Genomic DNA, 21,605 nt, shown 5'->3' with positions numbered 1-21,605 from the left:
TTCGCCCCTCCCGGGCGCCGGCTCGGAACGTTCAATTACTTGAACAGTACCTTCTTCTTCGCGTACTCCTCGTTCGCCCACGCGTTTAACCGATCCAGGCCGATCTTCCTGGCGTTGTCCAGCATCGCGTTGTAGTTTTTCTCCACCTGCTCCGGCGAATCGGACAAAATGATCTTGACCCGCTCGTTCTTGATCAGCTCTTCGATCTTCGTCTTGATCGTGCGCTCCTCCGTATCCGCTTTTACTTGAATGAGGCCGAGCTCGGGCTTATACTGCGTGATCTCCTTCGTCTCGATGAGCGCCTGCGTCGTCTGCGTGCCGGGAACGTAGCCCCACAGCCCTTCTACGATGGCGTCGGAGTACAAATACCACCATTTGATGCCGTTCTTGGTAACGAAGTCCGTATCCGCAGGGTTGTACTTCAAGTTCGGATAGCCTTCCTCGTTCCAGGTCCAATGCTCGCCTTCGATGCCGAACATGGTCAGCTTCTTGCCCTCGTCGCTGGCCAGAAACTGCATCAGCTTGATCGATTCCTCGGGATGCTTGTTGTTCTTCGTAATGAATACCCCGGAGAAGCCGACGCCGTCGTTGATGCGCAGCGCGTCGGGCGACAGCTTGGTGGGCAATTGCTTAAAGCGGAACGTCTCGCTTGTCTTCTCCAGAGCCAGGTTGTCGCGATCCGCGATGCTGACCGTGTGCATATGCGCGAAGGCTTTGCCGCTCGTCGCGTACTGATCGTCGATCTGGTCGTTGGCGTAAGCGAAGTTCTCGGCCAAGATCAGCCCTTTGCGGTACAGCTCGTTCATGAACCGATAGTAGTCGAGAATTCGCGGATCGCCGATGCCAAGCTGCACTTGGCCGTCCTGCTCGTGCCACAGATCGGCCGGCGTAACGCCGAATTGCGCCTGGAAGTAAGCCTCCGTCCAGTTGATGTCCAGCACCAGCGGAATCATGTCGGGATGCTTGCTCTTCACCGCTTCCAACAGGGCGACGAAATCGTCGAGCGTCTCGACTTGCGGGTTGCCCAGCTCCTGCAAAATGTCTTCGCGCACGGCGACTCCCGGATTGCCGTCGTTGCCCAGCGCGTATTTGCTCGCGTCCCACTCCTCCTGGGTGGCGAACGCGTTGCGCACCGTGTAGAAATGACCGTCGTCGACCGTATTGATCGCGATTCGGGTCGGATCGATCTGGAAGTCCGGCGCGTACTGGGCGATCAATTCGTCCCACGCGTAGGAGATGTCCGGATTGGACAGCCGGTCGAGCTCCGAAGACGAGAAGATCAGATCCGGAAGATCTCCGGAAGCGATTGCCAGCGGAAGCTGCTTCTCGTCCGTCGCGACGTTCACCTTCAGCTTGACCCCCGTGCGCTTCGTAATCTCGTCGGCGATCGGACCGACCCATTGGTTGATCGGATACCAGGAATGGTTGATGAACAGCGACAGCTCGATCGGTTCGCCGTCCGTCGCCGCCTGCGAGCCCCCCACGCTTGGCGCCAGACTCCCGCTCGCCGCGCCGCCGTTATCGCCGTTGCCGCCGCATGCCGCGAGCAGCCCGCCTATCAGCGTCAAGGACGCCGCGGCCGCAGCCCCTTTTTTCCACGTAAAACGCTTTTCCATGCGATACCCCTCCGTTGCTTGTCGTTTTTTTATATTAAAGCTTAGCGCTCTAATAACCTTCGAAAACTTCTACTCCTTCACCGATCCCAGCATCATGCCGCCGACGAAATGCCGCTGGAGAAAAGGATAGACGCATACGATCGGCACGATCGAGACGACCATCGACGTTACCTGCAGGGAATAGCTCGTCACGTTCGAGGCGCCCGTCGCGAAGGCGACCGCATCGGTCGGAATCTGGCTCTTGTTGATAATCTCCATCATTCGGTAGGTCAGCGTCCTTAACGCGTCGGATTGCACGAAATAGGCGGAATCGAGCCAGGAATTCCACTGTCCGACGCCGACGAACAGCGCCATCGTCGCCAGAAGCGGCGCCGAAACGGGCAGAATGATCCGGCCGAACACTTTAAGCTCGCCGGCTCCGTCGATGTGCGCGGATTCCCTCAGCTCCTGCGGAATTTCGCGGAAGAAGGAAACGGCGATCAGCAGGAAAAACGTGCTGAGCATCGTCGGAACGACGTACACCGCGAACGAGTTCAGCAGCTTCAGCGAACGAAGCACGACGTAATAAGGGATCAATCCTCCGGAAAAATACATCGCGACGATGACGATCGCAAAGTACGTCCGCTTGAACAGCAATTGCCTTTGGGAAAGCCCGTAGGCGACAAGAGCGGTGAGCAGCACGCTCAGCCCGGCTCCGACGACCGTTCTTGCGGCCGTGACGCCCAGCGCCCGGTACCAGTTCGAGTCGGACAGGAAAATGTCGTAATTCTCGAACGTGAGCTTCCGCGGCCAGAAATAAACGCCGCCCAGCACGGAATCCTTGCCTTCGTTAAACGAGATAACGAGCACGTAATAAAATGGATACAACGTGACGCATAAGACGAGGAGCAGCAGGCCGTATACGACGACATCCACCGCAGTATCCTCCGCGCTTCTTCTTAACATGTCGGCCCTCCTTTCCGGGCGAATCAGAACAGACTGGAACCGGACGTTCGCCTGGCGATCGCGTTGCTGGCGAAAATCAGCGTCACAGAGATGATCGACTGAATCAGATCAATCGCGGCGGCATACGAGTACCTGCCGTCGGCGAGCCCGACCTTGAACGCGTACGTCTGCACGATCTCCGACGTCGAATTGTTCAGGTCATTTCCGAGCAAGTAAGCCTGCTCGAAGTTCGAGCCGACCAATCCCCCGCCGAGAATGCTGCCGATCGTCAAAATCATAACCACGACGACCGTTCCCCGGATGCCGGGAAGCGTAATGTGCCAGATGCGCGCCAGCCGGCCGGCGCCGTCGATCTGCGCGGCTTCGTACAGGGAGGGATTGATGCCCGCGATCGCCGCCAGGAAGATGATCGCCCACCAGCCCATCTCCTTCCATACGGCGCTGCCGACGGCCAAGCCCCAGAAGTAATTGGCGCCCGTCAGAATAGCGAGCGGCTTGTCCGTCCAGCCCCAACCAACGAGCAGCTTGTTGACGATGCCGATGTCCGTGGAGAAGAACGAGAAGGACAGACCCACGACGACGACCCAGGAGATGAAGTGAGGCAAGTAGCTGACGGTCTGGACGAAACGCTTGAACAGCATATGCCGCGCCTCGTTCAGCAGAATGGCGAACAGAATCGGCGCCGGGAACGTAAAGACGACCTTCAACAGGCTGAGCGCGATCGTGTTGCGGACGATTTCCCCGAAACGGTAATCGCTTACAAATTCCTTGAAATGAGCGAGGCCGGCCCACGGGCTGGTGAATATTCCGGGAATTCCGCTGACGATGGAATATTTCTTGAACGCCATCAGAATGCCGAACATCGGAATATAGTTGAACACCAGCAGGAACGCGATGCCCAGTCCGACGAACAGATGCATCGCCCTTTCCTTTTTGAAACGCTTTCGAAACGCGGCGAAGGCCGTTAAGGGGCTATCCGCCTTCCTCTCCAGTTCCATGTCCGTCATCCCTCCTGCTTCTCATCTTACCTCCGCCGGCAGGAGGCAGATAGACAACATTCTTAAGATCGGATTGTCATTTTTTAAGCCCGCGTCCGCTCCATTCCAACTGACTCTCTCTATGAACCGACGCGCTGTTGCGGAAGCCAACTCGTACGACCTCCTGCCTCCGACAGACCGTTATCCCGGGGATTCCTCCATGACCGACCCTTTAACGGTCTGGCGGACCGTTATCCCGGGGATTCCTCCGATGATCGGTCCTTTAACGGTCTGGTGGACCGTTATCCCGGGGATTCCTCCGATGATCGGCCCTTTAACGGTCTGGCGGACCGTTATCCCGGGGATTCCTCCGATGACCGGCCCTTTAACGGTCTGGTGGACCGTTATTCCGGGGATTCCCCCGATGATCGGCCTTTTAACGGTCTGGCGGACCGTTATTCCGGCTGTTCCTCCGGTGATCGGTCTTTTAACGGTCTGGCGGACCGTTATTCCGAGGATTCCTCCGATGATCGGCCGTTTAACGGTCTGGCGGACCGTTATTCCGACGTTTCCGTTGACGAGTGGGCTGTAAATAGGCGGCTTCGACTGACTTTGGCGCTCGAAAAGCGGGGAAAAGCACGAAAAAATCGCACATTGGCGCACGGGGCAGAGAGAGCGAAAGAAGAATCTAGAATCTATTTCGTACAGGGGTTACTCCAAGAGGGTTACTCCAAGAGAGGAACTGACGAGTTCATGTACGCCCTGGTCAACCATAGAAAAAACGACGGAGACCGGAGCTCTGCTCCGGCTGCCGCCGTTTTCGCTTATTTCGATATCGGACACTCCATCGTTCCTCGGCCGTATCGCCGTATCGTATCGGATTACAGCATGACCTTCTTGCCCGTTCTCGCGCTCTCCACCGCTCCGAACACCATCTTCATGCTCTTGATGTTATCGCGGCAGTCCGTCTCCGCGGGACGATCCTCCTCGAGGCTGGCGAACATTTCGTCCAGGCAGCCGTCGTGCCCGCTGCGCCCTTCGTAGGCTGCCGGAACGTCCAGCCGCTTAAACGCGTTCATGAAGCCGCCGATTTCCGTCTCATCGACCGCCTCGCCGACAGGCAAATTCGTTCCGTCCCAGACGGCGCTCCCCTTGCTCCCGGTCACCCGCCAATCGGCCTCCCACGAGGTGTTCAGCCCTTCCGCGCACCATGAGCCGTTGTAGCTGAACACGATGCCGTTGTCCATCTCGAAAATACAGACGGCCGAAGCGTCCCCCTTGTACCAGGAGCCGGGCGGATTGTACTCGTGGCAGTAGACGGACACCGGGTCGGCTCCGGTAATGAACCGGGCCTGGTCGAACGTATGGATCGCCATGTCGACGATCAGCGGACTGTCCATCGCGTCCCGGAATCCGCCGAAGTGCGGCCCGAGGAAAAAATCGGCATGGATCGAGCCGATGTCGCCCAGCTTCCCCGACCGGACCAGGTCGCGGTACGCGCGGATCGGCTTCATGTACCGGCGATTCTGCATAACCGCGTACCGCCTGCCGGTCTCCTCGCTGACGCGCACGATCTCCTCGGCGTCCGCGAGCGATTCCGCCATCGGCTTCTCGCCCAGCACGTGAACCCCGGCCCGCAGCGCGGTCGTCACGATCTGCTTGTGGCTGGCCGGAATCGTCACGTCGAACACCAGATTCGCGTCGGTCGCCGCCAGCGCGGCCTCCAGATCGGCGAAGATCGGCACGGTTAACCCGTGGCGTTCGGCCGCCGCCTTGGCTGTATTTTCGAACAAGTCGACCAGCGCCACGATTTCGGCGTTCTCCCGCGCGACCGCGTCCGCGATCCACGCCTGCGACATGCCGCCGCAGCCGGCTACGATAATTTTGTGCGATTTGACCATGCTCCGTCTCCCCCGATTCGACGATCTCGTCCTAGGGCGTGTATGCAAACCCGCTCAGGGGCATCTTTCACCGCCTTTTCGCCCCCTGCTTCGTCATTTTTGCTTGACGTACCTCCGGTGCGCCTTCACAAAAGTTCCATGCATGGAACGATAATTCGGCAATATCTGCTGTCCTCGGAGTAGGCATACACGCCCTGGCCGCGACGGCTTCGCAGCGAAATGTCCTTCTCCGCCCGTCGCGCCGCCAAGTTGGCTGCTGCTCTTATCGTAGCGTAATCCCGCGGACGCCGCCAGAAACGAAATTACCCTCTATTCGTACGATCTTACGCCGTTTATAATCAGATTGTCGCCGTGATGGCGCCGTAGATCCGCTTTTGCGAGAATATCGTGCGAATCCGGCCAGCGGGCCTCGAGGAGGAAGGAGAGCTTCGAAATGACGAGCAGTCCCCACAAAGAGAATACCTGGATTCCCGACCGCACGTTCCCGATCAATATTTTCTTTGTCCGCAACGTGCCGCTTCATTGGCACGATCATATCGAATGGATTTTCGTCAAGGCCGGACAAGCCCGCATCCAGATCGACGCCGATTATCGGGTGCTCGGGCAAGGCGAGGCGGCTTTCGTCAACTCCAGGCAGCTGCACGGAGCCGCCGTGCTCGCGCCGGACTCGGAGCTGGTCTGCATCGTCTTCAACGAAGCGCTCGTACGCGGAAGCGGACTGGATATTACGGAAAGCAACTACTTCCAGCCTTATTTGATCCAGCGTCAGAAATGGCCCGGCTTTATGCGCGCGGACGAGCCGGAGATGAAGGAGATCGGGGCCGCCTTCGAACGGCTCGTGCTGGAATTCGGGCAGAAACGGCCCGGCTACGAGCTGATCGTCAAGGCCGAGCTGCTGCGCGTCTTCGGCCAATATTTCCGCAACGCCAAGCAGTCCGCCGCCATGCAGCGCGCCGCCCCGCCGCCACAGGCCTACGACTTCTCCGGCCTGCTCCACGACTTGCGCAGCCGCTATCGGGAGACGATCACGGTAGAGCAGGCGGCAAAAATCGTCAACCTGAGCCCGAACTACTTCTGCCGCATGTTTAAGCGGGTGACCGGCAGAACGTTGATCGAGTACGTGCATCTGCTGCGCGTCCGGGAAGCCGAGCGGCTGCTGCTCGAGACCGCCAGTCCGGTCACGGAGATCGCCTCGCAGGTCGGATTCTCCAACATGACCTATTTCGGACGGGTATTCAAAAAAATCCGCAACGCCACTCCTACGCAAATTCGCGCCCGGGCGAGCGGCCGTTCGTGAGTCTGTCGGCTCTTCGATGTCCCATAAGCAAAAGAGGCGTACCGAACAATGATCGATGGAAGGTTGCAAGCCGCATCTATCTCCTTCCGATGCTATACGATCCTGAAATCTGATAAGGTTAACCCGTTAAGCGGTGATTTCAGGAACGTATGAGGCAGTCTCCAGGAGACAGATGCTTCTTCTTTTTCATCGATCATCTTGTACGCCCCTGCTGATGGGACAGTCTATCTATAGGCATGGATAATGTCTCGGTCGGTGCTGTTCCACTGAGCCTTGGAGCTTCGTCATACGCGCCGGTCGGTCAACGTCCCAGCTTCTCTTCGAGATAAGCACGGATGTCGTCCTTCAGGTCCGGCCGCTCCAGCGCGAAGTCGATGATCGTCTTCAAGTAGCCGAGCTTCTCTCCCGTATCGTACCTCGTGCCCTGGAACTTGTACGCATAGACGGATTCGTCGCGCATGAGCCGGTAGATCGCGTCGGTCAACTGGATCTCTCCTCCGGCCCCGACGTCCTGCGTCTCCAAAATATCGAAGATCGCCGGCGTCAAAATATACCGTCCGATAATCGCCACGTTGGATGGCGCGCTCTCGGGCGCCGGCTTCTCCACAACGCCGCGAACCTTCATGATCCGGTCCCCGTCGCCTCCGGACGGATCGGGATCGACGATGCCGTACCGCGACACCTCGTCGTCCGGCACCTTCTTCACGGCGAGCACCGAACCTTGAACCCGGTCGTACACCTCGATCATCTGCTTCAGGCACGGCACCTCCGACTGGACGATATCGTCGCCGAGCAGCACGGCGAAGGGCTCGTTCCCGATGAACTTGCGGGCGCACCAGATGGCGTGCCCGAGCCCTCTCGGCTCCTTCTGCCGAATATAGTGAATATCGATCAGCTCGGACGGCTTCTGCACCTCCGACAGCAAATCCAGCTTGCCCTTGCTCAGCAGGTTCTGCTCCAGCTCGTAGGAGCTGTCGAAATGATCCTCGATGGCGCGTTTGCCTTTACCCGTCACGATCAAAATATCTTCGATGCCGGCCGCGACCGCTTCTTCCACGATGTATTGAATCCCGGGCTTGTCGATGATGGGCAGCATCTCCTTCGGCATCGCTTTCGTTGCCGGAAGGAAACGGGTCCCCAACCCCGCCGCGGGAATAATCGCCTTGCGAATCTTCATCTTGCAGGCATCCTCTCTACGGTTACAATGCGAGCTCGCCCGCCTTGCGAGAGGACGGCCCGGGAATGGACGGCAGCCGCCCGACCCCGATGCAGACAACTCCCTGCGCATTCAGGCCCGCGGCGTCCAGAACGTTTCTTCCATCCATAATTATAGGTCGGCTCATCCAATTTTTAAAGTCCTGCGCCTGAATCTGCCTGAACTCGCTCCAACCCGTCACGACAATCGCGGCGTCCGCTCCGCGCAAAGCCGCTTCGGCCGACTCGCATATCGCGACCGCGGCGGGCAGCAGCCTGCGGGCGGCGGCTCCGGCTTCGGGATCGTACGCGGTCAGCGCAATGCCGGGATGGCGGCGGTTCAGTTCCGCGATCAGACGCAGCGACGGTGCGTCCCGCATATCGTCGGTTCCCGGCTTGCAGGACAGGCCGAGCAGCGCCACCTTGCGGCGGGCCGGGTCGGACAGCGCGGCTTCCAGCTTGCGGACCATGCGCAGCGGCAGCATCGCGTTCGCGCGCACCGCGGCTTCCACGAGCGTCTGCGGAGCGCCCGCGTCGTCGGCCATGCGGACGAGCGCATGCGTATCCCGCGGCATGCTGGAGCCGCCGAAGCCGAGACCCGCTTCGAGAAAATAAGGCCCGATCCGCGGGTCCAGCCCCAGCGATTGCGCCACCGAAGGATAGTCCGCGCCGACCTGCTCCGCGAAAGCGGCCATCTCGTTCGCGAACGAGATTTTGACCGCCAGGCACGCGTTGGCGGCCAGCTTGGCCAGTTCGGCGCTTCTGCGGTCGGTGGCCAGAATCGGACCGGGCAGTCTGCGATGCAGCTGCGTCAGTGTGTCCGCGGCCTCGTCGGTCGCCGTTCCGATCACAATCCGCGCCGGCTCGAAGAAATCGCGAACGGCCCTCCCCTCCCGCATGAATTCCGGGATGGCCGCCACCTCCACCTCGCAGCTTGCCGGCAGCCGGGCGCGCAGGCGCGACTCCGCCCTCTCCGCCGTGCCGACCGGCACGGTGCTGGCGATGGCGATCAGCCGCTTGCGGCCGTCGGCCGGCCACGCTTCGATGCGCTCGATCGTCTTCCACAACGCGGCCAGCGACATGTCTCCCCGCTCGTCCGCGGGCGTGGCGACGGCAATGAACAGCAATTCCGCTTCATTCATGACTCCCGACGGATCGTTGCCGAAGCCCAGACGCCCCGCGGCGACGTTCCGCAGCACGAGCGATTCCAGCCCCGGCTCGCGATAAGGAACGAGCCCTTGCGACAGCAACGCCATTTTCCCCGAATCTCCGTCCACGCAGCGCACCGTATGCCCCAGCTCCGCGAATCCCGCGCTTATCGTCAGCCCGGTTACTCCCGCTCCCGCAACCGCTATTTTCATGCTCCGAGCCTCCTCTATTTTCATCGCGCCCATGCGCGTCAAATGTTCTTGAAAACGATTGTAGCATCGAATTGAAAACGAAATTTCGCGTTTGTGTTAAGGGAGTGTAAATTTGTATGGATGCGCGATTTCCAGATACAAGAAAAAAGCCCCGCCCCGCACGAAGCGGGAACGGAGCTTGGTATAATTCGTCTATTTCACCAGTTGGCCGCGCGTAACGCCGAGCTGGTTGATCGCCTTGAGCTTGCGCCATACCTCGGAGCCGGAAATGCGGCCGTCGATGGCGGCGCGGTAAAGGGTAAGCACCTCGTGCACCTTGTCGGCGCTCTCCTCGAGGAATTCGACGCGGTAGGAGCGGACGCCCAGCTCCATGAACAGGTCCAGATATTCCGAGCCGGACTGTTCGATCGCGTTGTACACCGTATTGCGGCAGCCCTCGTCCACGCGCACCGGATGCGACATGCCGATTCGATCCTGCAGCGACGCCCGCTTCTCCTCGCAAGGGCGGCCGCAGTTCGTATAGTTCGTGCCTTCGCTCATGAACGTGCAGTAGACGCAGTGCTCGGTATGGAACATCGGCATATGCTGATGGATGACGACCTCCAGGCGGGACGTATCGGCCCGGCGCAGCATGTCGACCATCTGCTGAATGTTCAGGTCGTAGGAAGGCGTCACCCAGTCGAGGCCCGCTTCGCGGAAAAGATTGACCGTCTTGTGGTTCGCCACGTTCAGCGAGAAGTCCCCGATCAGCAGCGGATGAGCCTCGCCCGGGTTCTCCATCCGATTCTTCATATAATAGTACAGCGCGCCCGTATTGCGGACGAGCACGGCATCCGGCTTCAGGTTCAGAATGTTGCGGTGGTAGCCGTTCTCGCCCGGCATGTGGATGCGCGGCGTGACAAGCGCGATCCGCTTGCCCGCCTCGCGGCACGCTTGAATCGCATCCGGGAACTGCTTGATGAACTCGAAGTCGGCATAGATCAGCTCGACCTCCGTCTGCGCGACCGCCTTCACCTGCTCCAGCGTCCGGCACAGCGCCGTCAGCTTCACCTCGCTCGGCTTTACGCCGACATCGGCCGCATCGGAATCGAACGCGTCGGCGAACTCGTCGATCTGCCGCTTGATATATCGGGGCGGCAGCTCCCGCATCGCCTCCAACTGCTCGACCGCTTCGCGCCGCATCCGGTTCAGCTCGCTCTTGGGCACGATGACGTCGCCCTTCAGCCCGACTTCGAGCTGATCGAGCCGGTACAGCGTCCCGCCGAGACGGCCGAGCTGCTCACTCAGCACCTCATGACCGAGCGGGCGCTTCTCCGCGCGCTCCAGCTGCATCTCCGACTCGACGGCCACGGTCGTCTCCTTGCGAACGTCGGTCCAGATCGTCCGCAGCGGCACGCCCTCCTGGCCGAATACGGAGACGGCGAGCGGGAACGTCCGGTACGGCTTCTCCGTCTCGAAGCTGGCGCGCAGACGCCGGTCCAGCGCCGGATCGCTCGTTTTCCAGATGCGGTCGCCCTCGTGCACGCGGTTGAGATCGATGTCGTTGCGACCCGGCACGATCTCGATCCGCAGCCCTTCCGCCGCTTCCCCCTCCAGCTTGGCTCCGGACACCCGCACGTCGTAGACGCGTCCGCCTTCTTCCTTCTTCGTCGGATCGCCCGCGTCAAAGACGATGCCGTCGCCGCGCTTCAGCGGAGCCTCCAGCTTGCAGATCACCGCGTCGCGCAATATTTTCTCCACCTTGCCCAAGTATACGCCGCGGCTCTTCGGGAACGTTCCTTCCACAAGCTGCTTGTTGTTCGTCCCTTCCAGAAAGCCGTGCGTAAAGCCGCGCGAGAAGCTCTGCTGCAGCTCCCGAACCTCCTCCTTCGAAGGCCCGTTCTCGTCTCCGGCGAAATATTTGTCAATCTCTTTAGTGTACTTGCTGACGACGTTAGCCACATACTCGGGGCTCTTCAGCCGCCCTTCGATCTTAAACGAGGCGACGCCCGCCTCGATCAGCTCGGGCACGATGTCGATCGCGGCCAAGTCCTTGGGGGAGAGCAGGTACGCGATATCGCCCATCGGCTGCTGCACACCGTCGACCATCAGATCGTACGGCAGGCGGCAGGCCTGCGCGCATTCGCCCCGATTCGCGGAACGGCCGCCCCACACCTCGGAGGTAAGACATTGCCCGGAATAGGACACGCACAAGGCGCCATGCACGAAAACCTCCATCGGAAGCTTCGCCTGCTCGCCGATCTTGCGAATCTGCTTCAGATTGTTCTCGCGGCCGAGCACAACCCGTTCCATCCCGAACGGCTTCGTAAATTCAACCGCCTCGGGAGAGGTGATCGTCATCTGCGTCGAGCCATGAATCGGAAAATCGGGCGAAATCTCACGGATCATTTTCACCAGGCCCAAATCCTGAACGATCACCGCATCCACCCCGGCGTCGATGCACGCTTCAATCAGCTTGCGCGCTTCCGGCAGCTCGTCCTCGAATACGAGAATATTAAAGGTAAGAAAACCTTTCACACCGTACTTATGCAGGAAAGCCATAATTTCCGGCAGCTCGTTCGTCTGAAAATTGTGCGCTCGGGCCCGCGCGTTAAACTTCTCCACACCGAAGAATACCGCGTCGGCCCCGTTGGCCACCGCGGCCCTCATACATTCCCAGTCGCCTGCCGGCGCCAGCAGCTCGATATCTTCACGCCGCAAGGCGGCTTTGTCCACCATAGCTGTTCATCCTCCAAACCGCTTCTGTCAAGCGGTATTCGCTGTTCTCATTATTGCGCTTAAGACGGGACAGGTCAAGGAAATTGGGTTTCCATCTCCGCTGCGCGGCCGTTCGCGGGCTTGCCGGCGGCAGCACAAAAAAACAAGCCCAAGGCATGGCCCCGAGCTCGTTTATGTATAGTCGTATCCTCTTACCAGCCGCTAATCATCTTATAATCCGCCGCAAGGAATACGAGAAGACAGACCGTGGCAAATCCGATTGCAAGCACGTTTTTACGAGGCCTCTGCATCAGCAGACGCACTAAACCGATTGCAATGAGAACCGTGAACACCAGCATGAAAATATCGAAGTGCGAGTATGTGCTCTCCACAGCTTCCGTTGCCGCTTCGGCTAGAAACATAAAGGGGACCTCCTTTATCTGACCTAATGAACCCATCTTTACCTATGTTAGCTTCTGAACGCCGCGGTTGCAAGTCCGAAGTTGCTGTCGTAACAACTTTGTCACACATTCGTAGAACGAGTTCGTTCAGCATAGCCTCCCCCAGGGCGTGTATGCATACTCCGAGGACAGCAGATATTGCCGAATTTTCGTTCCATGCCAGGAACTTTTGTGAAGGCGTACCGGGGGTACGTCAAAGGGTCGCAGCAGGGGGCGAAAAGGCGGTGATAGATGCCCCTGAGCGGGTTTGTATACACGCCCTAGTATCCGTAAGCGACCGGGATCGTATTCCCCTGTTCGGACGGCGATTGGAGCGGCCCGCGTTGTCCCATACTATACGAAAAGGAGAGGAGGTCCTCGCATGGAGCAGCCGAATTTTACCCTCGCCGTCCTGAAGCCCGAGGAACTTGAAGAGGTCAGAAAGACGGAACGCAAGCTGTCCGATAGCGTCGGCCACACGATCAGCCTGATCGCATACGAAGCCGATCCGGAGAGCCCGGAATCGAAAAGCTGACGTTTTTTGCCCGGTTCCAAAGAATGGAAAGCTTCGTTTTGACCATACTAAAGGAGAATCCATGAACTGGGAGGACCACAAGATGAGACGTTTCCTGTACGCATTGCTGACGCTTACCGCCCTGGCCGTTGCCGTTCCGACGCTTGCCTCCGCCCATCCCGGCGAGCCTCACCGCCATGAGCGGTCGGACAAGCCGAGCATCGATTGGAGCGCGCTGCCTGCAGATATTCAAGCGCTGAAGACGCAGCTCGATCAGATCAGAACGGAGCAGAAAAATCTGTTCCGGCAGATGAAATCCCAGAACGAGCAGATCAGGGAAGCACGCAAGACTCTGACGACGGAGAAGCGCAATTCGCTGAAAAAGCCGGCCAAGCAGCTGATCGACAAAATGAGGGTGTCCAAGGAAGCGATCCACGACATGCGGGACCGCAAACGCGAATCCTGGGACAGCTTTCGGGAGCATTCGGAGAACAAGCAATGGGTCGACGCCAAAAGCGATCTGGAGGCGATCGTAAAGCAGAAGCGGCAAATTCTCCAGAACCAGCAAAATATCGTCAGGCTGCAAAAGCAGCTTCTGACGCTGATCAGCCCTTCGGCTCAATCCTAGTCGTTGGTCGGCAAGCAAAAACGCCTGCGGCGTCCATAGGACGGCGCACGCGTTTTTGTCGGAGACGCTACAGACAAGGATAAGGGTGAAACTTATACATTCTGTATCGTGGACAAAAGAGAGCAGGCGCGCGGCCTGCTCTCTTTTGTGTTCTCTCCATTCCATGCGCTTTGCTCTCTATTTCCATAAAACATGGGCTCAAGCCTTCGACATAGCCGCTTCCGTGCGGGCGCGGTCCCGCTCCAGAACCGGGCCTAGATACTTGCCCGTGTACGACTTCTCGACCTTGGCCACCTCCTCCGGCGTGCCGGTGGCGATGATGGTGCCGCCGCCGCTGCCGCCTTCGGGGCCGAGGTCGACGAGATAGTCCGCCGTCTTGATGACGTCGAGGTTGTGCTCGATGACGAGCACGCTCTCCCCGGAATCGACGAGGCGGTGCAGCACCTGCAGCAGCCGGTCGATGTCGTCGACGTGAAGTCCCGTCGTCGGCTCGTCGAGAATGTACAGCGTCTTGCCGGTGCTGCGGCGGTACAGCTCGGCCGCGAGCTTGACGCGCTGCGCTTCGCCGCCCGACAGCGTCGTCGCCGGCTGGCCGAGATCCATGTAGCCGAGACCGACGTCCATCAGCGTCTGCAGCTTGCGGTGGATGCGCGGAAGATTGACGAAAAACTCCGTCGCGTCCTCGATCGTCATCTCCAGCACATCGGCGATGTTCTTGCCCTTGTACTTGACTTCCAGCGTCTCGCGGTTATAGCGCTTGCCCTTGCAAATCTCGCACGGCACGTAGACGTCCGGCAGAAAATGCATCTCGATCTTGATGATCCCGTCGCCCTTGCACGCCTCGCAGCGTCCGCCCTTGACGTTAAAGCTGAAGCGGCCTTTCTTGTAGCCGCGAACCTTGGCCTCGTTCGTCATCGCGAACACGTCGCGGATGTCGTCGAATACGCCGGTGTACGTCGCCGGATTGGACCGCGGCGTCCGTCCGATCGGGGACTGGTCGATATCGATCACCTTGTCCAGATGCTCCAAACCGACGATTTCCTTGTATTGACCGGGACGCACTCTCGCCTTGTTCAAGTCGCGCGCCAGCGTCTTGTACAAAATCTCGTTGACGAGCGTCGACTTCCCGGACCCGGACACGCCGGTGACCGCCGTGAATACGCCGAGCGGGAACTTGGCGTTCAAATTCTTCAGGTTGTTCTCCTTCGCGCCCTTGATCTCGACCCACTTGCCGTTCGGCTGGCGGCGGTTCAGGGGAACGGGAATAAACTTGCGGCCGCTCAGATAAGCGCCCGTCAGCGAGTTCTCGATCTCCATCACCTCCGAAGGCGTTCCTTCGGCGATGACGACTCCTCCGTGCTTGCCCGCTCCCGGTCCGATGTCGATGATCCAGTCGGCGGCCATCATCGTGTCTTCGTCGTGCTCGACAACGATCAGCGTGTTGCCCAGATCGCGCATATGGTTCAGCGTCTGAATGAGCCGATCGTTGTCCCGCTGATGCAGGCCGATGCTCGGTTCGTCCAAAATATACAGCACGCCCATCAGACTGGAACCGATCTGCGTCGCAAGCCGAATCCGCTGGGCTTCGCCGCCGGACAGCGTGCCGGCCGCGCGCGACAGCGTCAAATATTCGAGACCGACGTTAACGAGGAAGCCGAGCCGATTGTTAATCTCCTTAAGAATCAGGTTGGCGATCGACAGCTCCTTCTCGGTCAGCTCGAGACCGGTGAAGAAGCGCTGCGCCTCGCCGATGGACAACGAGGTGACGTGGGCGATGTTCTCCCCGCCGACCGTTACCGCCAGCACTTCCTTCTTCAGACGGTGGCCGCGGCACTTGCCGCAAGGCTTGGCGGACATATAAGCCTCGATAAACTCGCGGATTCCTTCCGAACCGGTCTCGCGATATCTGCGCTCCAGATTGTGGACGATGCCCTCGAACGGAACCTGGGCATCGCGCGTGTGGCCGAATTCATTCTCGTAGCGGAAGCGGATGCGCTCCCCGCCCGTTCCGTACAGAATGAGCTGCATGTGCTTGTCCTGCAATTGCTCGACCGGTACGTCGGTCGGAATGCCATAGTGCGCGCACACCGCGCCCAGAAACTGCGGGTAGTAGTTGGACGTGCTGCCCGCCCAGGCTTCGAAAGCCCCTTCCTCGATGCTCTTCGAGCGGTCGGGAACGAGCAGCTCGGGGTCGACGATCATCTTGACGCCGAGACCGTCGCACTCCGGACACGCGCCGAACGGCGAGTTAAAGGAGAACATCCGCGGAGCCAGCTCATCCATCGAGAAGCCGCACACCGGGCAGGCAAGATTGGAGTTGAACATCAGCTCTTCCTTGTCCATGACGTCCACGAGCACCTGACCGCCGGACAGCTTCAGCGCCATCTCCAGCGAGTCGGCGAGCCGCGTCTGCACGTCTTCCTTCACGACGATCCGGTCGACGACGACCTCGATCGAATGCTTCTTGTTCTTCTCCAGCTCGATCTTCTCGGAGAGATCGCGGATCTCTCCGTTCACGCGAACGCGCACGAAGCCCTGCTTCTGAACGTCGGCCAGCAGCTTCGTATGCTCGCCCTTGCGGCCCGATACGATTGGCGCAAGAATCTGCAGGCGGGTGCGCTCGGGATATTCCATAATGCGGTCGACCATCTGCTCGACCGTCTGGGATGTAATCTCGATGCCGTGATCCGGGCAATGCGGCTTGCCGACCCTGGCGTACATGAGACGCAGGTAGTCGTAAATCTCCGTCACCGTGCCCACGGTCGAACGGGGGTTGCGGCTTGTCGTCTTCTGGTCGATGGAAATCGCCGGAGACAGGCCGTCGATGGAATCCACGTCGGGTTTGTCCATCTGGCCGAGAAACTGGCGGGCATAAGCGGACAACGACTCGACGTATCTGCGCTGCCCCTCGGCATAGATGGTGTCGAAAGCGAGCGAGGACTTGCCCGAACCGGACAGCCCGGTCAGCACGACGAACTTGTCGCGTGGAATCGTAACGTCGATATTCTTCAAGTTATGGGCGCGGGCGCCCTTGATGACGATCTTCTCGTTAGCCAAAACGAAAAAGCCCCTTTCGCGACAAGGCGGGGGCTGCTCTTCCAGCTTGGCCGTCCGCAGTCGCACTCCGAATAGGAATATACGTTCCCGTATATTATACCGGACTGCGGGCAGCCTTGCAAATAGATTTGTAAGGAAATTGCAGGAGCGGCTTCTCCTACATCGAGGCCTTCAGCTCGAGCAGCGCGTCGCGAAGCTCTGCCGCGCGTTCGAACTGCAGGCTCTTCGCCGCCTCCTTCATCTCGAATTCCAGGCGTTCGATGACCGATGCGCGATCCTTCTTCGACAGCTTGCTCAGATCCTCGGCGCCGGCCAGATAAGAACGCTTCGATTCCACGGCTCTCGTAGCCTCGATAAGGTCCCGCACCTTCTTCACGACCGTCTGCGGCGTAATGCCGTGCCGCTCGTTGTACTCGAGCTGGATCGCGCGGCGGCGTTCGGTCTCGCTGATCGCCCGATCCATCGAATCGGTGATCTGATCGCCGTACATAATGACCCGGCCTTCCGCGTTCCGCGCCGCGCGTCCGATCGTCTGGATCAGGGAGCGCTCCGAGCGCAGGAAGCCTTCCTTGTCGGCGTCGAGAATCGCGACAAGGCTGACCTCCGGCAAGTCGAGACCTTCCCGAAGCAGGTTGATGCCGACGACGACGTCGAACGTGCCGAGACGCAGGTCGCGCAGGATCGCCATCCGCTCCAGCGTCTTGATGTCGGAGTGCAGATAATTGACCTTGATGCCGACTTCCTTCATATAGTCAGTCAAATCCTCGGACATTTTCTTGGTGAGTGTCGTCACGAGCACGCGCTCGTCCTTGGCGATCCGGTCGCGGATCTCGCCGAGCAGGTCGTCGATCTGCCCCTTGGTCGGGCGCACCTCGATGATCGGATCGATCAGCCCCGTCGGCCGGATGATCTGCTCGACGACGGTCGGACAATGCTCCAGCTCGTACGGTCCCGGCGTCGCGGAAACGTAGATCAGCTGCTTCGCCTTCTGCTCGAATTCCTCGAAGCGAAGCGGCCGGTTGTCCTTGGCCGAAGGCAGGCGGAAGCCGTGGTCGACGAGCACCGTCTTGCGGGCCTGGTCGCCGTTGTACATCGCCCGGATCTGCGGCAGCGTCACGTGCGACTCGTCGATAACGACGACGAAATCGTCCGGGAAGAAGTCCATCAGCGTATACGGCGTCGCTCCGCGTTCGCGGAACGTCATCGGTCCGGAATAGTTCTCGATGCCGGAGCAGAAGCCCATCTCGGACATCATCTCCAGATCGTAGCGCGTGCGCTGCTCCAGCCGCTGCGCCTCCAGCAGCTTGCCCTGCTCCCTCAGCTCGACCAGCCGCTCCTCCAGTTCGCGCTCGATGTTGACGAGCGCGCGCTTCATTTTCTCCTCGCCGGTTACGAAGTGAGAACCCGGGAAAATGACGACGTGCTCCCGCTCGCCCGTAATCTCGCCCGTCAGCACGTCGATCTCCGTGATGCGCTCGATCTCGTCGCCGAACATCTCGACGCGGATGGCCGAATCTCCCCGCGACACGGGGAAAATCTCGATAACGTCGCCGCGCACGCGGAACGTGCCCCGAACGAAGTTGAGATCGTTGCGCTCGTATTGAATATCGATCAGCTTGTGCAAAATCGCGTTGCGCGACTTCTCCATTCCCACCCGCAGGCTGAGCCGGAGATCCCGGTACTCCTCGGGCGAACCGAGACCGTAAATGCAGGACACGCTGGCCACGATAATGACGTCTCTTCTCTCGAACAGCGACGCCGTAGAGGAGTGCCGCATTTTATCGATCTCGTCGTTGATGCTGGAGTCCTTCTCGATATACGTATCGGTGGACGGAATATAAGCTTCGGGTTGGTAGTAATCATAGTAACTGACGAAATATTCCACCGAGTTTTCCGGAAAAAATTCCTTGAATTCGCTGCACAGCTGCATCGCCAGCGTCTTGTTGTGCGCGATCACGAGCGTCGGACGGTTCACCTTGGCGATCGTCTGGGCGATCGTATACGTCTTCCCCGTGCCCGTCGCCCCGAGCAGCGTCTGATGCCTCTTGCCCGCCAGAACGCCTTCCGCCAGCTGTCCGATCGCTACCGGCTGGTCGCCGGAAGGCGAATATTCCGATACCAGCTTAAACGGTTTGTTCAACAGCTCCGTTTCTGCCATCTGCTTGTTGCTCCTTTCGCATCCGCAGCCGTGCCCGACCGGACGTTCCGCTCGCTCGGCTGTTCGAATCGTTTGCCTGCCCGTTCCGTCATCAGAATGTGTGTTCCCATCCATTATATCGGTTTGCCCGCGCACCGTCAAAAGGGACCGAAGCCCCTCCTCGCGGACGCGCATTTTGACGATTTTGCGACAGAAGTCCGCTTATTTATGATAGGATAAAAGCATATGCATAGACGGCTCGCGCCTCTTTACGATCGGGCGCCGCGACGTTTATGACCGCTAACGATTCGCATCGTTAAAGATATCGCCGCCCGCGCGTCGGGGGCAGATTGGGAGTGTGGCGCATGGGTTTGTTTGATTTCATTAAAGGACAATTTATCGAAGTGATCGAGTGGCTGGACGACAGGGGAATTCTCGTCTACCGCTTTCCCGCCTACGATAACGCGATCAAGATGGGCGCGAAGCTCATCGTCCGCGAATCCCAGGCCGCGATCTTCGTCAACGAAGGGCAGATCGCCGACGTGTTCGGTCCGGGCACCTATACGCTAAGCACGCAAAACCTGCCGGTGCTCACCGCGCTCAATTCGTGGAAGCACGGCTTTAACTCTCCGTTCAAATCGGACGTATATTTCCTTAATATGACGACCTTTACCGATCAGAAATGGGGCACGACGAATCCCGTCATTATGCGCGATCCCGAGTTCGGGATGATCCGGATGCGCGGCTTTGGCAACTACTCGTTCCGGGTTCAGGACCCGGTCGTGTTTCTACGGGATATTTTCGGTACGAAAAAAGAGTTCACGACCGCGGGCATTACCGGCTTCCTGAAAGCGGCGGTCGTGTCCGGCATCAGCGATCTGGTCGGCGAAGCGCGCATTCCGGTGCTGGATCTGGCCAGCTCCTACGACGAGCTCGGACGGATGGCGGCGGAGAAGCTGCAGCCAAATTTCGCGGCGATCGGGCTCGCGTTGACGAACGTGACGATCGAGAACCTGTCGCTGCCGCCGGAGGTCGAACAGATGATCGATCGCAGGTCGTCGATGAACATCGCCGGCAACCTCGATCAATATATGAAGTACCAGACGGCGGAAGCGCTCCGCGAAGCCGCCAACAATCCGGGCGGCGGCGCGGCCGGAGCCGGCGCCGAATTGGGCGCGGGCATGGCGATGGGGCAGATGATGGGACAGATGTTCCAGCAGATGAACAACCGTCCGGCGGAGCAGCAGCAGGGCTCGGGCGGCGGCGCGGCATCGTCGGGAGCTTCGGCGGCATCGTCGGCGGGTCAGGGCCCGACAGGGCAAGGCTCGGGAGCTGGGGCTTCGGGGCAAGGCTCTATGGGGCAAGGCTCGGCGGCTTCGGGAGCCGGAGGGTCGGATCAAGGTCCGGCGGGGGAAGCTGAGGGGCAAACGTCGGGCGGCAAGAAATTCTGCTCGGAATGCGGCAGCCGGCTGAACGAAAACGCGAAATTCTGTTCCGAATGCGGAAGTAAAATCTAGGGCGTGTATGCAACCTCCGAGGACAGCAGATATTGCCGAATTTTCGTTCCATGCAAGGAACTTTTGTGAAGGCGTACCGGAGGTACGTCAAGCAAAAGTGACGCAGCAGGGGGCGAAAAGGCGGTGAAAGATGCCCCTAAGCGGGTTTGCATACACGCCCGAGCCGGAGGCGCACCGATGAGCGACGCAACGACTGCAATCCGCTTCCCTTGCGCGAACTGCGCGGGGCCGATGGTCTTCGACGCGGAAAGCCAAAACCTGAAATGCCAATACTGCGGCGCAACGCAGCAGATCGAGAAGGTGCTCGACGAGCCGGTGGAGCATCCTTTTCGCGATGGCCGCGAGGAGGACCTGGACCGCTTGCAGGATTGGGGCACCCGGCAGCAGGCGATTCACTGCGAGACGTGCGGAGGGGAAACGCTGATTCCGGCGGGACAGACGACCTCCACGTGCGTCTTCTGCGGTTCCCCCAAGGTGCTGAGCCAGGAGAACGTCCGCAGCATCCGTCCGGAATCGCTCGTCCCGTTCCAGGTGTCGCGCGACGCGGCTCTCTCCTCTTTTGCCCGCTGGAAGAAAAAGAAGCTGTTTATGCCCAACGATTTCAAGAGAGCGGACGTCGATTCGCAGCTGAACGGAATCTACATCCCCTACTGGACCTACGATACCGACACTTACTCCGTCTACTCCGCGGAGGTCGGCATTTACCATTACCGCCAGGTGACCCGGACAAGGGTCGTGAACGGCAAGAGAGAAACGTATACCGCCACCGAGAGATATACCGTCTGGCATCCGACTCGCGGCGATTACGGCAGAAGCTTCGACGACATTCTCATCCCGGCGTCGGGGCACTACAACTCGGACTTGCTGAAGAAGCTGGGGGATTTCAGACTGAAGGAGCTGGAGGGCTACAAGCCGGAGTACCTGAGCGGGTACATCTCGGAGCGATATTCCGTCACCCGCGAGGAAGGCTGGGAGAAGGCGCAGAGCCGGGCCGACTCGACGATCCAATCGGAGATCCGGACGGTAATCGGCGGCGACGAGATTCGCAACCTTCGCATACGGACGACCTACGACGCCATCACGTATAAGCATCTTTTGCTGCCGGTGTGGAACGCCAACTATATCTACAAATCGAAGACTTACTATTATATGGTGAACGGCCAGACCGGCACCGTCTCCGGACGCGTTCCGCGCAGCGCCTTCAAAATCACCCTGTTCACGCTGCTCTGCCTGGGCGTCGCCGGCGTCGTCATCTGGTTCATCGCAAGCCACCCGGAAATATTCGCTTCAACCTCATAGTGACCTCGGGCAACGCCCGCAAAAC

Annotated in this window: 16 protein-coding genes; 6 read left to right on the top strand and 10 right to left on the bottom strand. The window is 59.5% G+C overall.

Annotated features, from left to right (window positions below):
* Positions 1-35: 35 nt before the first annotated feature.
* The 3 genes from ACFFT4_RS25420 to ACFFT4_RS25410 all read right to left on the bottom strand — a co-directional run bounded on the left by ACFFT4_RS25420 (position 36) and on the right by ACFFT4_RS25410 (position 3,559).
* Positions 36-1,616 carry an extracellular solute-binding protein gene (locus ACFFT4_RS25420; RefSeq protein WP_378051790.1) on the bottom strand — a complete coding sequence of 527 codons (1,581 nt, stop codon included), beginning with the start codon at positions 1,614-1,616 and terminating at the stop codon, positions 36-38.
* A gap of 69 nt (positions 1,617-1,685) precedes the next feature.
* A complete protein-coding gene (locus ACFFT4_RS25415; protein ID WP_378051789.1) occupies positions 1,686-2,561 on the bottom strand; it encodes a carbohydrate ABC transporter permease in 876 nt (291 codons plus the stop codon).
* A 23-nt stretch (positions 2,562-2,584) separates the two neighbouring features.
* On the bottom strand, positions 2,585-3,559 hold the full coding sequence (locus tag ACFFT4_RS25410; protein ID WP_378051788.1) for an ABC transporter permease: 975 nt from the start codon (positions 3,557-3,559) through the stop codon (positions 2,585-2,587).
* 199 nt (positions 3,560-3,758) lie between these two features.
* On the opposite strand from ACFFT4_RS25410, the gene ACFFT4_RS25405 reads away from it, so the two are divergent.
* Positions 3,759-4,130: a hypothetical protein gene (locus ACFFT4_RS25405; RefSeq protein WP_378051787.1), complete on the top strand. Its 372-nt coding sequence runs from the start codon at positions 3,759-3,761 to the stop codon at positions 4,128-4,130.
* Between the two features lie 289 nt (positions 4,131-4,419).
* On the opposite strand, the gene ACFFT4_RS25400 is transcribed toward ACFFT4_RS25405, so the two are convergent.
* Complete coding sequence (locus ACFFT4_RS25400; RefSeq protein WP_378051785.1) at positions 4,420-5,439, bottom strand: Gfo/Idh/MocA family protein; 1,020 nt, start codon at positions 5,437-5,439, stop codon at positions 4,420-4,422.
* A gap of 433 nt (positions 5,440-5,872) precedes the next feature.
* Here ACFFT4_RS25400 and ACFFT4_RS25395 point away from each other — a divergent pair, with 433 nt between their 5' ends.
* Positions 5,873-6,736: a helix-turn-helix domain-containing protein gene (locus ACFFT4_RS25395; RefSeq protein WP_378051783.1), complete on the top strand. Its 864-nt coding sequence runs from the start codon at positions 5,873-5,875 to the stop codon at positions 6,734-6,736.
* 301 nt (positions 6,737-7,037) lie between these two features.
* Here ACFFT4_RS25395 and galU read toward each other — a convergent pair whose 3' ends face one another.
* From galU to ACFFT4_RS25375, 4 genes are all read right to left on the bottom strand, one after another.
* A complete protein-coding gene (galU, locus tag ACFFT4_RS25390; RefSeq protein WP_378051782.1) occupies positions 7,038-7,913 on the bottom strand; it encodes a UTP--glucose-1-phosphate uridylyltransferase GalU in 876 nt (291 codons plus the stop codon).
* A 22-nt stretch (positions 7,914-7,935) separates the two neighbouring features.
* Positions 7,936-9,291 carry a UDP-glucose dehydrogenase family protein gene (locus tag ACFFT4_RS25385; RefSeq protein ID WP_378051781.1) on the bottom strand — a complete coding sequence of 452 codons (1,356 nt, stop codon included), beginning with the start codon at positions 9,289-9,291 and terminating at the stop codon, positions 7,936-7,938.
* 192 nt (positions 9,292-9,483) lie between these two features.
* Positions 9,484-12,009, bottom strand: coding sequence for a U32 family peptidase (locus ACFFT4_RS25380; protein ID WP_378051780.1), 2,526 nt, complete (start codon positions 12,007-12,009; stop codon positions 9,484-9,486).
* Between the two features lie 191 nt (positions 12,010-12,200).
* Positions 12,201-12,410, bottom strand: coding sequence for a hypothetical protein (locus ACFFT4_RS25375; protein ID WP_378051779.1), 210 nt, complete (start codon positions 12,408-12,410; stop codon positions 12,201-12,203).
* 400 nt (positions 12,411-12,810) lie between these two features.
* Here ACFFT4_RS25375 and ACFFT4_RS25370 point away from each other — a divergent pair, with 400 nt between their 5' ends.
* Together ACFFT4_RS25370 and ACFFT4_RS25365 are read left to right on the top strand one after the other, a co-directional pair.
* On the top strand, positions 12,811-12,963 hold the full coding sequence (locus tag ACFFT4_RS25370) for a hypothetical protein (protein ID WP_378051778.1): 153 nt from the start codon (positions 12,811-12,813) through the stop codon (positions 12,961-12,963).
* Positions 12,964-13,045: 82 nt separating this feature from the next.
* Positions 13,046-13,570, top strand: coding sequence for a hypothetical protein (locus tag ACFFT4_RS25365; RefSeq protein ID WP_378051776.1), 525 nt, complete (start codon positions 13,046-13,048; stop codon positions 13,568-13,570).
* A 198-nt stretch (positions 13,571-13,768) separates the two neighbouring features.
* Here ACFFT4_RS25365 and uvrA read toward each other — a convergent pair whose 3' ends face one another.
* Together uvrA and uvrB are read right to left on the bottom strand one after the other, a co-directional pair.
* Positions 13,769-16,627, bottom strand: a complete 2,859-nt coding sequence (gene uvrA / locus ACFFT4_RS25360; RefSeq protein WP_378051775.1) for an excinuclease ABC subunit UvrA — start codon at positions 16,625-16,627, stop codon at positions 13,769-13,771.
* Between the two features lie 157 nt (positions 16,628-16,784).
* Positions 16,785-18,785 (bottom strand): excinuclease ABC subunit UvrB, encoded by a 2,001-nt coding sequence (gene uvrB / locus ACFFT4_RS25355; RefSeq protein WP_378051774.1) that lies wholly within the window; start codon positions 18,783-18,785, stop codon positions 16,785-16,787.
* Between the two features lie 344 nt (positions 18,786-19,129).
* Here uvrB and ACFFT4_RS25350 point away from each other — a divergent pair, with 344 nt between their 5' ends.
* The gene (locus ACFFT4_RS25350) at positions 19,130-20,281 is read left to right on the top strand and encodes an SPFH domain-containing protein (RefSeq protein WP_378051773.1); all 1,152 of its coding nucleotides are present in this window, start codon (positions 19,130-19,132) and stop codon (positions 20,279-20,281) included.
* A gap of 177 nt (positions 20,282-20,458) precedes the next feature.
* A complete protein-coding gene (locus ACFFT4_RS25345; protein WP_378051772.1) occupies positions 20,459-21,580 on the top strand; it encodes a TFIIB-type zinc ribbon-containing protein in 1,122 nt (373 codons plus the stop codon).
* Positions 21,581-21,605: the final 25 nt, after the last annotated feature.

The sequence above is a fragment of the Cohnella cellulosilytica genome (assembly GCF_042431195.1).
GTDB lineage: Bacteria > Bacillota > Bacilli > Paenibacillales > Paenibacillaceae > Cohnella > Cohnella cellulosilytica.
The sequence above is the reverse complement of the archived record's forward strand: the minus strand, read 5'-3'. Positions and strand labels throughout refer to the sequence as shown.